General features: G+C 67.1%; 14 protein-coding genes. 9 read left to right on the plus strand and 5 right to left on the minus strand.

The annotated features are described in order from the left end of the window. Window positions 1-3: 3 nt before the first annotated feature. From H0X91_RS20070 to H0X91_RS34990, 4 genes are read right to left on the minus strand one after another with little or no spacing between them, the layout of a single operon-like run. A complete protein-coding gene (locus tag H0X91_RS20070) occupies window positions 4-1,407 on the minus strand; it encodes a UDP-glucose dehydrogenase family protein (protein ID WP_062910368.1) in 1,404 nt (467 codons plus the stop codon). A 39-nt stretch (window positions 1,408-1,446) separates the two neighbouring features. Continuing rightward, entirely contained in the window at window positions 1,447-2,436 is a 990-nt protein-coding gene (gene galE / locus H0X91_RS20075; protein WP_034202119.1) for a UDP-glucose 4-epimerase GalE, read from the minus strand. Next, on the minus strand, window positions 2,433-3,440 hold the full coding sequence (locus tag H0X91_RS20080; protein WP_006491006.1) for a UDP-glucuronic acid decarboxylase family protein: 1,008 nt from the start codon (window positions 3,438-3,440) through the stop codon (window positions 2,433-2,435). Before H0X91_RS20080 ends, galE begins: the two co-directional genes overlap by 4 nt. Then, window positions 3,433-3,657: a hypothetical protein gene (locus H0X91_RS34990; RefSeq protein ID WP_006491004.1), complete on the minus strand. Its 225-nt coding sequence runs from the start codon at window positions 3,655-3,657 to the stop codon at window positions 3,433-3,435. Before H0X91_RS34990 ends, H0X91_RS20080 begins: the two co-directional genes overlap by 8 nt. Before the next feature lie 103 nt (window positions 3,658-3,760). Here H0X91_RS34990 and H0X91_RS20090 point away from each other — a divergent pair, with 103 nt between their 5' ends. The 8 genes from H0X91_RS20090 to H0X91_RS20125 all read left to right on the plus strand — a co-directional run bounded on the left by H0X91_RS20090 (window position 3,761) and on the right by H0X91_RS20125 (window position 11,419). Further along, window positions 3,761-3,940: a hypothetical protein gene (locus tag H0X91_RS20090; RefSeq protein ID WP_006491001.1), complete on the plus strand. Its 180-nt coding sequence runs from the start codon at window positions 3,761-3,763 to the stop codon at window positions 3,938-3,940. A 1,561-nt stretch (window positions 3,941-5,501) separates the two neighbouring features. Then, complete coding sequence (locus tag H0X91_RS20095; RefSeq protein WP_006491010.1) at window positions 5,502-5,825, plus strand: hypothetical protein; 324 nt, start codon at window positions 5,502-5,504, stop codon at window positions 5,823-5,825. Between the two features lie 111 nt (window positions 5,826-5,936). After that, window positions 5,937-6,527, plus strand: a complete 591-nt coding sequence (locus H0X91_RS20100) for a hypothetical protein (protein WP_006491002.1) — start codon at window positions 5,937-5,939, stop codon at window positions 6,525-6,527. A gap of 73 nt (window positions 6,528-6,600) precedes the next feature. Continuing rightward, window positions 6,601-6,882, plus strand: a complete 282-nt coding sequence (locus tag H0X91_RS20105) for a hypothetical protein (protein WP_006491003.1) — start codon at window positions 6,601-6,603, stop codon at window positions 6,880-6,882. A 43-nt stretch (window positions 6,883-6,925) separates the two neighbouring features. Beyond that, window positions 6,926-8,497 (plus strand): hypothetical protein, encoded by a 1,572-nt coding sequence (locus tag H0X91_RS20110; RefSeq protein ID WP_062910369.1) that lies wholly within the window; start codon window positions 6,926-6,928, stop codon window positions 8,495-8,497. Window positions 8,498-8,652: 155 nt separating this feature from the next. Next, window positions 8,653-9,237: a hypothetical protein gene (locus H0X91_RS20115; RefSeq protein ID WP_006496160.1), complete on the plus strand. Its 585-nt coding sequence runs from the start codon at window positions 8,653-8,655 to the stop codon at window positions 9,235-9,237. Window positions 9,238-9,384: 147 nt separating this feature from the next. Next, complete coding sequence (locus tag H0X91_RS20120) at window positions 9,385-10,782, plus strand: sigma-54 dependent transcriptional regulator (protein ID WP_112751274.1); 1,398 nt, start codon at window positions 9,385-9,387, stop codon at window positions 10,780-10,782. Between the two features lie 130 nt (window positions 10,783-10,912). Then, the gene (locus H0X91_RS20125; RefSeq protein ID WP_062884851.1) at window positions 10,913-11,419 is read left to right on the plus strand and encodes a hypothetical protein; all 507 of its coding nucleotides are present in this window, start codon (window positions 10,913-10,915) and stop codon (window positions 11,417-11,419) included. 25 nt (window positions 11,420-11,444) lie between these two features. Here the strand turns inward: H0X91_RS20125 and H0X91_RS20130 are convergent, their stop codons facing one another. Next, window positions 11,445-11,936: a hypothetical protein gene (locus tag H0X91_RS20130; protein WP_011547320.1), complete on the minus strand. Its 492-nt coding sequence runs from the start codon at window positions 11,934-11,936 to the stop codon at window positions 11,445-11,447. A 375-nt stretch (window positions 11,937-12,311) separates the two neighbouring features. Here H0X91_RS20130 and H0X91_RS20135 point away from each other — a divergent pair. Next, a partial coding sequence (locus H0X91_RS20135; protein ID WP_196433283.1) for a response regulator transcription factor occupies window positions 12,312-12,946 on the plus strand: 635 nt, incomplete at its 3' end.

Raw genomic sequence — 12,946 nt, forward strand, 5'->3', positions numbered from 1 at the left:
CCATCAGTGCTGAAGCAGGCCGCGCTGCGGCCGGGTGTCCGCGTTCGCGTTCGCGGGTTCCGCGGCCGGGTCTGCCGGCGAGCGCTCGCCGCACGAGCGGCCCACGCGTTCGTAGCGGCGAAAGCCGCTGTCGGCGGCCCGCCGTTCGCTGAACAGGTTGCGCATGTCGAGCATCACGGGGTCGGCCATGTGATCCGCGAGGTCGGCGAGATCGAGCGTCTCGAACGCCTTCCATTCGGTCATCACGACGACGGCATCGGCGCTGCGTACCGCATCGACCGCGGAGCCTTCCATGAACACCTGCGGCAGCAGCCGCGACGCCTCGTGCGGACGCGCCGGGTCGTACGCGCGGATATGTGCGCCGGCGCCGACGAGCAACTGGATTACGTCGATGCTCGGGCTTTCGCGCACGTCGTCGGTCTGGCCTTTGAAGGTGAGGCCGAGCACCGCGATGCGCTTGCCCTTGATCGAGCCGCCGCACGCGTTCTCGATGCGCCGGAGGATCTGCTCCTTGCGCAGCGCGTTCGATTCGATCGCCGCGCTGACGATGCGCAGCGGCACCGCATGCTGGGAGGCCGTCGCCTTCAGCGCGCGCGTGTCCTTCGGGAAGCACGAGCCGCCCCAGCCGGGGCCGGCTTTCAGGAACGACGCGCCGATGCGCCGGTCGAGGCCCATCCCGTTCGCGACCAGCTCGACGTCGGCGCCGACCGCTTCGCACAGGTCGGAGATCTCGTTGATGTAGCTGATCTTCACCGCGAGAAACGCATTCGCCGCGTATTTGACGAGTTCGGCCGTCTCGATCTCGGTCGCGAGCACGAGATGGCCGGCCGCTTCCAGCGGCGCGTAGATCGCCTTCATGATCTCGATCGCACGCGGATGCTCGGCGCCGAACACGATGCGATCGGGATGCATGAAATCGTCGATCGCCGAGCCTTCGCGCAGGAATTCCGGATTCGACGCGATCGCCGCGTCGACGCCGTCCGGTGCGCAGCAGTCGACGATCTGCGCGACGATCCGGTTGGTGCCGACCGGCACCGTCGACTTGGTGACGATCACCGCGAAGCCGGTCAGGTTCGCCGCGATTTCCCGCGCCGCCGCCTCGACGTATTGCAAATCCGCGTGGTCGGTGCCGGGCAGCGTCGGCGTGCCGACCGCGATGAACACCGCATCGCGATCGCGCACGCTGGCGGCGAGGTCGCTGCTGAAGCGCAGCGTGCCGCGTTCGACGTTGCGGGCGACGACGGCGTCGAGACCCGGTTCGTAGATCGGCATGCGGCCTTCGTTCAGCGCGTCGATCTTGCCGCGATTGTTGTCGATGCAGACGACGTCATGCCCGAGCTCGGCAAGGCATGCGCCGCTGACCAGGCCGACGTAGCCCGTACCGACGATGGCGATCCGCACATTCATGGTTGTTCCCCTGGGTGGCTTGTGACGACGCTTGCGTCGTTACCTGCTGGATTCGCGTTGCCGCTCCTTCTGAAACCACGCCGCAGCGTGTTCGACCATCGGCTCGATCGCGGTGAAGCGGGGCCGCCAGCCGAGCACCCGCGCGGCCATCGTCGCGTCGGCGTACAGCGCGGGCGGATCGCCCGGGCGGCGCGCGGCCAGCACCGTCGGCACGCGGCGGCCGGTCACGGCCTCGACCGCGCGCAACGCGGCGAGCACCGACGTCCCGTTTCCGGTGCCGAGGTTCAGCGCGACGCTCGGGCCGCCGCCGCACAGATAGGCGCTTGCCTTCAGGTGGGCGTCGGCAAGGTCGCTCACGTGCACGTAGTCGCGAATCGCCGAGCCGTCCGGCGTCGGGTAGTCGGTGCCCATTACCCGGAATGCGTCGCCGGTGCGCAGCGCCGCGCGGATCGCCAGCGGCAGCGCGTGCGTTTCCGGTGCGTGGCATTCGCCGATCGCGCCGTCGGGGTCCGCGCCCGCCGCGTTGAAGTAGCGCAGCGCGATCCATTTCAGCCCGTACGCGCGTTCGAAATCGGCGGCCATCCGCTCCATCGCGTACTTCGTGAAGCCGTACGGATTGATCGGCCGCTGCGGCGTGCGTTCCGAGATCGGCAGCGTCTCCGGAATGCCGTACGTCGCGCACGACGACGACATCACGATCCTGCCCACGCCGGCTGCGCGCATCGCGCTCAGCAGCGTGCAGGTGCCCGTCACGTTGACCGTGTAGTAGCGCTCGGGCGCGAGCACCGATTCGCCGACGTAGGCGAGCGCGGCGAAATGGATCACGACGTCGGGCCGGTGCGCGGCGAGCGCGTGCGACAGCGCATCGCCGTCGAGGATGTCGGCCGCGACGAGCGGCCCCCAGCGGACCGCGTCGCGATGACCGGTCGACAGGTTGTCGTACGCGACGGGCTCGTGTCCCGCTTCCGCGAGCGCCTTGCACGTATGGCTGCCGATATAGCCCGCTCCCCCTGTCACGAGCACTTTCATGCGACCGCTCCGGTCCCGCGCAGCACCGGCGCGAGCCACAGTTCGCGGCTGAAATAGTCGACCGTGCGGCGCAGGCCTTCGTCGAGATCGATCGCCGGCCGCCAGCCGAGCTCCGTCGCGGCGACCGAAATGTCGGGCTTGCGCTGGTGCGGATCGTCGATCGGCAGCGGCCGGAACACGATCTCCGAGGTCGAGCCCGTGATCGCGAGGACTTGCTCCGCAAGTTCGATCATCGTGAATTCGCCGGGATTGCCGATGTTGACCGGTGTGCCGACGTTGCGCGGGGCGTCCATCAGGCTGAAGAAGCCGTCGATCAGGTCGCTGACGAAGCAGAACGAGCGTGTCTGCCGGCCGTCGCCGTAGATCTCGAGCGCGGCGCCATTGAGCGCGGCGACGATGAAGTTCGACACGACGCGGCCGTCGCGCGGCGACATGCGCGGCCCGTAGGTATTGAAGATGCGCGCGACGCGCACGTCGACGCCGTGCGAACGGTAGTAGTCGTAGCACAGCGCCTCGGCCGCACGCTTGCCTTCGTCGTAGCACGCACGCGGGCCGATCGTGTTCACGTTGCCGCGATAGGTTTCCATCTGCGGATGGACGCCGGGGTCGCCGTAGATCTCGCTGGTCGACGCCTGGAACACGCGCGCGCCGGTCCGGCGCGCCAGCGCGAGACAGTGGTTCATGCCGAGCACGTTCGTCATCATCGTGTGGACCGGATCGATCTGGTAGGTGGGCGGGGAGGCCGCGCACGCGAGATTCCAGATTTCATCCACCTGCAGCTGCGGCAGGCCGAGCGACACGTCGCCCTTCACGAATTCGAACCGGCCGGACGCCTTCAGGTCGGCGACGTTGAGCTTGCGTCCCGTCAGCAGGCTGTCGACGCAGGTGACGAATGCGCCTTCCATGACGAGCCGTTCGCAGACGTAGCTGCCGAGAAAACCTGCGCCACCCGTCACCAGTACGCGCCGGCCGGCGCGCGTGTCGATCGCGACCCTGTCATTCATCGCTTTCTCCTTCGTCGAGCATCTCCAGGAACCACACGTCGATGTACTCGACGGCGTCGCGCACCCGTTCCATCCCGCTGCACGGGTATCGCTTCGGCGGGCGCCGGTCCGCATGTGCCGATGTCGACGAAGCGCCGCGACAGGCGCTCCGGTTTCGCTGACAACCCCGTTGATGCTTGAACGACGCAAGCGTCGATCGATCGGTGGTGATCTTCATCGCCTTTTCCCCGACACGCTGATTGACGAGGGGCCGCCGCTTGTATGTCGTGTGCCGTGGCGTGCCGCTCGGTGAGAGCCGGACATCAGGCAATCGGCATGCCATGAATGACGAAGTCCCGCTGGATGCGGGCGTGGCCGCGCAATGGCCGTTCGGCACGCGCGTTTGTGTTTCATGCGTGAATCGTGGGGACAGGGAAGCGCCCGTGGCGATCGCGGGATCGATACGGTTCGATACGACGAAACGCGCGTCGAATCAGGCTTTTAAGACATTGAAGGCGTGAAAGCGGTTTTTAATCGGCATGTTTCAGTGATGAGAATTAGGCGGATAACCGATCGAAAACGTCTCTTCAATGAATTGCTCATCGAGGCCAGGCGGTGAAAGGTGAATCGAACGGAAATGAAAAATGATGCGTACGTTTTTGCCGGGATCGCGGGTTTACATTTGTTTTAATTATTACGCCTGCAACGTGCCGGAAGGCAAGCTTTTTTCACCGGATGATCGTGTGGGTATTTTCACGGATGAATCAAATTCGTTTCGTATTTCGGGGTGAACCCGTGTTCCGGTCGTATCGGCGGCCGTTCGGCGGGGATCATCGAGCGCCGGGATCCCCGTCCGCCGGGGGGGATGGACGGTTGCCGGCATGCCGCAACACGCGGTTTGTCAGTGGAAACGCGCGAACCGTGGGCCGGGTGTCGACGGCCGCTTCTCAAGTTTGAAACAACCGTTCGCAGGGGCGTCCGGGGCGCCTCGGCACGCCGGATTCGTCCGTCAAATCACGGCATTACGTCGCAGTGTTCAATGATCGCTGCCAACTGCATCCCGTTATCGCGATACATTCCTGAAACAAAAAATGCCGTTCCGGGCGAAATCGTCAGGGCTGGCGGTCGCATGCGGCGCGCAATGCTCGGTGGAATATCGCGTGGCATGCGGTTTGCGGCATGGGACGCACCGGCGAGCGGTCGACACGTTGCAACAATGATGTGGGGGCGGCCAGTTCGTCACGAGCCAGTCGGGGAAGCGGCGATGAACACTATAAGCAGTGGCTTGATCCGCGCGTTTCTGGCGGACCACAGGGGTAGTCGGCACGATCGGGGTGTGGCTTGCGGCGCAGTGCCAGCGTCGCCGGTTGCGCCTTGCAGATTTCCTGCCCTCCGCGCGCGCCGCGTGCTGGAGCGGTTGTCGCTTCGCGCGGCAACCCGGCGACAGCGGCGCTCGACTTCATTCAGCGTTCCCGGATGGGGCATGCCGTTCGTGCCGAACAGCGTGGCGCCGATTCCTCTTCAACCGTGCAGAGCCGTTTCGATCGCGCCGGGTCAGTGCCGGCACCGGCCGGACTAGATCGAACGCGCGTCGGCCGGGTTATCCGGAAGGCCTTTCTTCGTCAGCTCAGGGAGCAGACATGTCGTCTGGCTGCAATGCAGGCCCGTCGTCGCCCGGATGAAGGGCGCACGTCGCACGGGCGCTGAATTTTGCGGTTGTAAATATATTCGCTGATTTTCAATTCCGGAAACGGGTGCCAGTGCCGGCATCGGTTTTCGACGGGGTATTGAAAATCGCGGGCCGGAAAGACGTGCTCGCCATTCCGGTTAATTTCATCAATGGTGTTTTGAGAGCATTTTAATGTTCATAAAAATAATAGAAAACACCTACTCAGAAATTTTGGACAACTTAAAAACATAAAACTAGACTTCGTCTGGCCAAAAATAAAAACGCCATTTACGAGTAAGCAATAGATTATTTATTAGATAGTGATCCTTATTTTTAAGGATTGCTCGAGGCAGGAAGATTGATGGCGTGCGATCTTCCATGCTCATTCTCTCCACGCCGTTATGGAGTCGACCATGAAGAAGCTTCTGATTGCAGCAGCAGTTCTGGCGGTTTCGGGTGCAGCGTTCGCCGGCAGCGGCACGGTGTCGAGCAGCAACTCGTCGAGCGGTGGCCAGACGATGGCAGGGGTCGCCGGGTTCGGCCACTTCTCCGCGACCGATTCGGGCTCGGCACTCGGCGCAGCCGGCGCAACGGCCGGCGGCGGCAGCAGCGGTTCGATCTCGTACACGAACCACACTCAAACGTCGACGGTCGGCGGCTTCGGCTTCGGCGGCGCACAAGCGGGCGGCAGCAGCGGTGCGAACGCCGGCTCGATCGGCTGGACGTATCACCACTAAGCCGCGACGCGTAGCGTTCGTCATTGGCTGGCGGTACGGATGCCGGGTTTCGTCCCGCGAGGGCGGGCCCGGCTCCGCCACCGTCGAACTTCCTCACAGCAAGGAATTGCTATGAAAGCCAAAGTCATTTTAGCGACAGCGCTCACCGTCATTTCGTCCGCTGCGTTGGCGGCCGGATCGTCCACGACCAACCAGACGCAATCCGTTGCGGCGGGTGTTTCCGGTTCGGTGCTGGTCGGCTCCGGCAGCTATACCAGCAATTCGACATCGACGGCCGGCGCGAATGCAGGAAGTACCGTGACGCCCAGCGGCTCCGCCGGCACGGCGTCCGCTTATCACAACTCGACTTCGACGGCCAGCGGTTCGGGCACGAACGGGGGCGCGTTCGCGGCAGGCGGCGGTATCGGTGCCGCAGGCTCGTTCGCTGGAAACGGCAGCACGAACGAGAACGCGAATGCGCTTTCGGGAGGGGTGACCGCCACGATCGTACTCGGCGCGAACCACTACACGGCCACGGGCGCGAACGACCACGGCAATGCCAACGCGGGTGCCGCGGGATGGACGGGCAGTGGCGGATCGGGCGCGATCGCGGGCTCGAATCACTACAACTCGTCGACCGTGTGGAGTACCGGTCCGGCCGGTTCGCCGTCCGCATCGGGCGGAAGCCAGGGCGACTCGAGCGCGACCGGGAGCAGTCATTAGTCAGGTGTGGGGGGGACCAGTTTCCCAGCGACGCTGGTCTCCTTTCCGCATTGTTGTCACGTAAGGAGTTGGCATGAAGCAGAACCTGATTGCCGCCGCTCTGATGCTCGCGTCTCTGACGGCGTATGGCGCTGACCGTGCTGCCGATGGTGGGCAATCGACTATGCAGACGTCAAACAACCCTGACCAGACAACCAAACCGTCAGAACAACAAACGCTTTCGTCGGGCAGTGCCATCGGCGGACCGGACACCCAGCAGTGGCAGGGCGTGTCGGCCGGCTCGTGGTCCCAGCTGGGCAGCGGCTGGAAGCAGTTCGGGGAAGCAGCGAAAACTGAAGGCATTCAGGGGAATTAGTACGGTTGCCTGGGTGGAGGACAAACCTCGTCCGGAGAGTGAAATGAACAGCAACAGGATCAAGGTGGCATGTGCGGCGATGTTCGCGATGACCACGATCGGTGCACAGGCACAAACCGCCGATTCGACGTCGAGCGCGCAGTCGTCGACATCGTCGACGGCCATCAGCCAGGGCGGCGGCTCGAGCATGAACACGAATACGACCAGCTCGCGCGGCGGCAATGCCACCAGCTCCAGCGGAGTGCGCGGCAGCGGCAATTCGAGCGTGAACGTCAACGTGACGCTGCCGTCCAGCACGGCCGGCGGCAACGTGAGCCCGCAGAGCACGAACGCGCTCGCGGCCGGCGCACCCGGCACCAGCCCGTACAACACCCAGGCGACGGAAAACGTCAATTACTCGGGCACGCAGACGATCAAGACGAACCCGTCGATCCAGGCGCCCGGCCTCACGACCACGCTGTCCGATACCTGCATGGGCTCGGTGAGCGTCGGCGTGTCGTTCCCGGGGTTCGGCGCGACGGGCGGCACGACGCTGGTCGACCAGGCCTGCGTGCGGCGTCTCGATGCGCGTGAATTTCGCGCGATGGGGCTGACCGACGTGGCGCTCGCGCTGCTCTGCCAGAGCGATGCGAACCGGCGCGCGGTGGAAGCGACCGGGCACCTGTGCCCGGGCACGACCGCGCCGCTCGCGCGTTCGAACGTGGCGCCCAGCGTCGAAGCGACCGTCGCGGACGACGTGAAGTATCGCGATCCGATCGTGCGCGACCGGATGGGCCTGCCGCCGCTCGGCTCGGCCGCGCCGGCGCCCGCACCGACGCGCCCGATCGAGACGACGTCGATGCGCGCGGCGCCCGTTTCGGTGCCGGTACCGGTGATGGCGCCGGTCGCCGCGGCTCCGGCCGTCGCCGCGGCTGCTCCGGCCGTCGCAGTGCCGACGGTTGCCGCCGCAGTTCCGGCGGCCGCGGCACCGGCTGCTGCTGCCGCGCCTGCCGTCGCCGCGGCACCTGCCGCGTCGGTGGTACCGGCGGCCGCAATGGCCGCCGTGCCGGCGGCAGCCGTCATCACCGCGCCGGCAGCGGCAGACAAGGCATCGCCCGCGCCCGCCGCACCGGTCGCCGATACGAAGGCGCCGGAGCCCGCGCAGCCGGTCGCGGACAAGGCGCCCGAGCCCGCGCCGGCCGTGGCCGACCAGGCGCCGGAGCAGGTCCCGCCGGTCGCCGACAAGGCCCCGGAGCCGATGCCCGCCGCGACCGACGCCGCGCAAGCCGCGGGTGAGCCGGTGGCCGAACCGATGCCGGCGGCAGCCGTCGTCGCGGCACCGGCCGCCGACGCGAAGGCTGCCGAGCCCGCGCCGCAGGCAGCCGCCGAAGCGCCAGCACCGGAGCCCGCGCAGCCTGCCGTTGCCGCGGCGCCCGCCGACCTGCCGGCCGCCGACGCGAAAGTGCCGGACGCGGTCGAAGCCGCTGGCACGGCGGCTGCACAAGCCGCCGCCGGCACGCCGGCGCTGACCGATCCGGCGCAAGCGTTGCCACCCGCCACGGTCGACCAGCAGGCCGCACCGGCAGCACCGGTCGCGCCGGCGCCGACCGTCATCTCGACGAGTACCTCGTCGTGAGCATGCGGGCCGGTTTGCCGTGCGACCGGAGCGCGGGTCGCACGGCAGGCGTTCGGCCCGATGCCCGACCGTCTTTTCCGGTTTGACGGGTGTTGTGCCCATCCCCGAGGTCAACACCTCTTTTTGCGTGACGAGGATGCAAGGAGGCCTCAATCATGAGGATCTTTTTGGTCGCTTTGTTGCTGGCCAGCGTGCAGGCCGCTGCGCAGTCGGTTTTCCAGAATCCCGCGGTCTTCGTCATCCTGAGCGAGCAGACCCTCGCGAACGCCGCGAGCGTCCAGCAGGCGCTGTCGACGCTCGGCCGTCCCGACAACACGGCATGCGCGCCGATGATGATGATCGGCGACCCGCAGATGGTCTACATGGTGCCGGAAGCCGGTCACGCGCCGTCGTGGCAATCGCCGGTGTACGGCCGCGGCGCGCCGTTCGACGCGCAGACCGGGCCGAAGTCGACCGGCAAGACGGTCGGCGCGATGCAGCACACCGAGGACATGCAGACGCAGCCGTGGAGCGACGGCAGCGCGATCACGCAGAAGATCGCGGGCGAGTCGAGCGTCACCGCGGCGGACCGGGTGAACGAATGGCGGCATACCGGGCTCGACAAGATCGAGACGGCCCGCGCGTCGGACGTGACGGTAAACGGCAAGACCTACCGCGCCTATCGCGACGATCTCAACGGATCGGCGAAACCCGTCATCGAGCCGCAGATCTACACGCAGCGCGTCGTGTTCTGCCGCTGACGCATCGGATGACGCGACATCGATTCGAGGACGGAGCGGCGCCGCGCCGCGGGACCACAGGCCCCGCCGCGCGCGATCGGGCAACGGCCGCTCCGACACACAACCTTATGCGGCGAGGCAATCGTGAACCATTGCTGTCAGCTCAGCATGTCGGGCGCGGAGGATGTCGAACGGGAGGTGAGCACGCTGCCGTTCCTCGCGGTCCGGCGCAATCATGTCGCGCCGTCGCGGCCGCTCGTCTACCTGTCGCAGCAGCACGATGCCGCGCTCGTCGACGTGCTCGCGGCGCGCGGCTGGGAAGTGTGGCGCGCCAAAACCGTCGCGGACGCGCTGAATCTCGTCAAGGCGAACCGTCCGCATGCGGGCATCGTCGATTTCGGCAGCTTCGCGTCGCCTGACGTTGCGTCGTTCGAGACGCTGCTGCGTGACCCGCGCGTCGGCTGGGTCGCGCTCGCCGACGGCGAGCGGCTGCGCAACATCACGATCGCGCGGCTGATCCGCCATTGCTGCTTCGACTACGTGCGCAATGCGGCGGCCTACACGACGATCGGCTATCTCGTCGGCCATGCATACGGGATGCTCGAGCTCGCGGACGGCGACCCGGCCGCGGAGGCCGCGCCGCCCGACGGCGCGATGATCGGCGCGTGCGGCGCGATGCGCCGGCTGTTCGCGACGATCCGCAAGGTCGCGAACACCGACGCGAGCGTGTTCATCGCCGGCGAATCCGGCACCGGCAAGGAGCTGACGGCGGCGGCGATCCACCGGCAGTCGTCGCGTGCCGATGCACCGTTCGTCGCCGTGAACTGCGCGGCCATCCCGACGACGCTGCTGCAGGCCGAACTGTTCGGCCACGAGCGCGGCGCGTTCACCGGCGCGCACCAGCGCAAGATCGGCCGCATCGAGGCCGCGCACGGCGGCACGCTGTTTCTCGACGAAATCGGCGACATGCCGTTCGAGAGCCAGGCGAGCCTGCTGCGGTTCCTGCAGGAAGGCAAGATCGAGCGGCTCGGCGGGCATGCGTCGATTCCGGTCGACGTGCGGATCGTGTCGGCGACCCACGTCGATCTCGAGGCCGCGATGCAGGCCGGGCGATTCCGCGCCGACCTGTATTACCGCCTGTGCGTGCTGCGGATCGACGAGCCGCCGCTGCGCATGCGCGGCCGCGACATCATGCTGCTCGCCGACGACGTGCTGCGGCGCTATCGCGACGACGGCTCGTACCGGATTCGCGGCTTCACGCCGTGCGCGATCGAGGCGATCCACAACTATCCGTGGCCCGGCAACGTGCGCGAGCTGATCAACCGGATCCGCTTCGCGGTCGTGATGACGAACGGCCCGCTGATCTCGGCCGCCGATCTCGAATTGCGTCCGTACACGTCGCTGCGGCCGCCGACGCTCGCGCAGGCGCGCCGGCAGGCCGAGCGGCACGCGATCGAGGAAACGCTGCTGCGTCACCGCCACCAGCATGCGGACGTCGCGGCGGAGCTCGGCATCTCGCGCGCGACGCTGTACCGTCTGATGATCGCGCACGGGCTGCACAGCTGACGCGCCATGGCGCGCGACCGCTCAAGACGTCGCGGCGGCGGCCGTTAAAACATGAAATGGCCCGGCCGGCACGCGCGCATCGAGGTGCGCGCGACCGGCACGCGGCGCATCACGTTCATCCGAGGTCATCGTGGCAGAGTGCAGTCACTGCGGCAGGACGTTCCTGCTCGGCGGGCAGTCGATCGACGGGCGCCGCTATTGCGGCCTGGCATGCGCGCACGCGCATCCGGTCGTCGTCGAGGCCGAACGGGTGCCCGACGCGAAGGTCCGGCAGTACGTCGACGACTGGCGCTACGGGCCATGCCCGATCTGCCTGCGAGAAGGGCGGCCGGTCGACGTTCACGCGTCGCATCGCGTCGTGTCGCTCCTGTTCGTCACGCGCTGGGCCACGCGGCGCCACGTGTGCTGCCGCCGCTGCGGGCGCAGGAAGCAGGCGCTCGCGCTGCTCGCATCGGCCACGCTCGGCTGGTGGGGGCTGCCGTGGGGCATCGTGCTGACGCCGATCCAGCTCGCGCGCAACCTGCTGGGCCTCGCCGCGCGCGACCCGGAGGTCGCGACGCAGCAGTTCGAGCAGCTCGTGCGGCGCAAGCTGGCCGCACGCCGGCTCGCGCGCGCGGAGCGCGGCGCCGGCGCCTGATCGCGCTTCGGCGCGCCGTGCGGGCTCAGGCAGGCCGATCGAAGCCCGAGGCGACCCAGCGTTCGGCGCTGGCCTTGTTGAGCTTGAACCCGGCCGACACCTTCGCGTCGGCCAGCAGCTCGCCATACGGATCGAATGCCTTGAGCTGTGCATACGGCTCGAACTCGTCCGGCACGATGTCGAGCGTCACCGACACATCCTGCCCGGCTTCGTCCTGCACCGTCACTTCCTTGTGCAGCAGCGCGCGCCGCTGCTGTTCGTGCCGCATCAGCACTTCGGTCGCGGTTTTCACGAGCGTGCGGAACGCGTTCGCGTCCATCGGCTTCGGGTTCTTCTTGTCGCGGCCCATGGTCCACGGCCCGACGAGCGCGGGCTCGGACTCGCCGTCCTTGACCATCTCGACGGCCCAGCCGTCGTCGTCTTCGTTCTTGATGATGCGGGCCGTCCAGCCGTTGTCGCGCCAGAGGCCGTCTTCGTGGATGGAGGTGTCGTCGGATTGCAGGTCGGAATCGGTCATGAGGAAAGCGGGCGGTACGGGCAAGCCGGCGAACGGGCGGGGCGCGCGGCCGGCAGCGGCGCGTCGCTCGCCGCCGGCGGGCCGGGGTGGCATGCAAACGCGCAATTTTACCTGCTGACCGGCCGCGCGGCGCGCGACCCTGGCCGTCGGGCCGATGCCGCTGCAATCGACCGCCGGCCGCCGGGCGTCGGACCGGTGCAAATATCAAACCCGTATTACGTCTGCGGCGGCCAATTCGTACGCCGTCCGATATCGCGTCCTTGCGTACGTTCATAGAATCGACGTTCAGGCTAAAAGTAGCCTGAACGTCCTTTCAACGCCCAACCGGCCGACGCCTTTCGCGTGGCGCGGCCGGTGAATTACCAGGAACTGCGCATGAGGAAATTCAATGTTCGCATCGTCGTCGCGTACGACTGGCCGTTGACGCTGGCCGGCATCGAGCAGATCGCAGGCAGCACCTGCGCGATCGAGCTCGTCGCGGTCTACCGGAGCGCGGCCGAACTGGTCGCGTCGCTCGGCGGCGTCGACTGCGACGTCGTGCTGGTCGACTATGCGATTCCCGGCGACGAGCAGATGGACGGCCTCGCGCTGTTCGACTGGCTGCGCCGCATGCGGCCGAACGTCGGGATCGTCGCGCTGGTCGCCAACGAGAATCCGCTGATCTTCCGCTCGATCCTGGGGATTGGCCACGTGAGCGTCGTCAGCAAGCTCGACGAGGTCGGCCACATCGTCACGGCGATCCATTCGAGTTACAGCGGCGGCGCCTATCTGTCGCCGTCCGTCCGGCGCGCGGTCGATGCGCTCGGCACGCGCGGCGACCCGCCCGTGAAGCTGTCGGCGCGCGAGATCGAGGTGATTCGACTGTACCTGTCGGGCGTGCCGATCAAGACGATCGCACAGCGCCTGAGCAAGGGCAAGCAGACGGTCAGCGCGCAGAAGATCAGCGCGATGAAGAAGCTCGGCGCGAACAACGACGTCGAGCTGATTCAGCGCGCGGCGGGGCTGGGGCT

Origin of the sequence: Burkholderia sp. 9777_1386, assembly GCF_015712265.1 — a bacterium.
Classification (GTDB): Bacteria; Pseudomonadota; Gammaproteobacteria; order Burkholderiales; family Burkholderiaceae; genus Burkholderia; species Burkholderia cenocepacia.

Excerpts from the sequence above, each read along its gene's own strand:
- H0X91_RS20070 (WP_062910368.1), bottom strand. The coding sequence starts at position 1,407 with ATGAATGTGCGGATCGCCATCGTCGGTACGGGCTACGTCGGCCTGGTC.
- galE (WP_034202119.1), bottom strand. The coding sequence starts at position 2,436 with ATGAAAGTGCTCGTGACAGGGGGAGCGGGCTATATCGGCAGCCATACG.
- H0X91_RS20080 (WP_006491006.1), bottom strand. The coding sequence starts at position 3,440 with ATGAATGACAGGGTCGCGATCGACACGCGCGCCGGCCGGCGCGTACTG.
- H0X91_RS34990 (WP_006491004.1), bottom strand. The coding sequence starts at position 3,657 with ATGAAGATCACCACCGATCGATCGACGCTTGCGTCGTTCAAGCATCAA.
- H0X91_RS20090 (WP_006491001.1), top strand. The coding sequence starts at position 3,761 with ATGAATGACGAAGTCCCGCTGGATGCGGGCGTGGCCGCGCAATGGCCG.
- H0X91_RS20095 (WP_006491010.1), top strand. The coding sequence starts at position 5,502 with ATGAAGAAGCTTCTGATTGCAGCAGCAGTTCTGGCGGTTTCGGGTGCA.
- H0X91_RS20100 (WP_006491002.1), top strand. The coding sequence starts at position 5,937 with ATGAAAGCCAAAGTCATTTTAGCGACAGCGCTCACCGTCATTTCGTCC.
- H0X91_RS20105 (WP_006491003.1), top strand. The coding sequence starts at position 6,601 with ATGAAGCAGAACCTGATTGCCGCCGCTCTGATGCTCGCGTCTCTGACG.
- H0X91_RS20110 (WP_062910369.1), top strand. The coding sequence starts at position 6,926 with ATGAACAGCAACAGGATCAAGGTGGCATGTGCGGCGATGTTCGCGATG.
- H0X91_RS20115 (WP_006496160.1), top strand. The coding sequence starts at position 8,653 with ATGAGGATCTTTTTGGTCGCTTTGTTGCTGGCCAGCGTGCAGGCCGCT.
- H0X91_RS20120 (WP_112751274.1), top strand. The coding sequence starts at position 9,385 with ATGTCGGGCGCGGAGGATGTCGAACGGGAGGTGAGCACGCTGCCGTTC.
- H0X91_RS20130 (WP_011547320.1), bottom strand. The coding sequence starts at position 11,936 with ATGACCGATTCCGACCTGCAATCCGACGACACCTCCATCCACGAAGAC.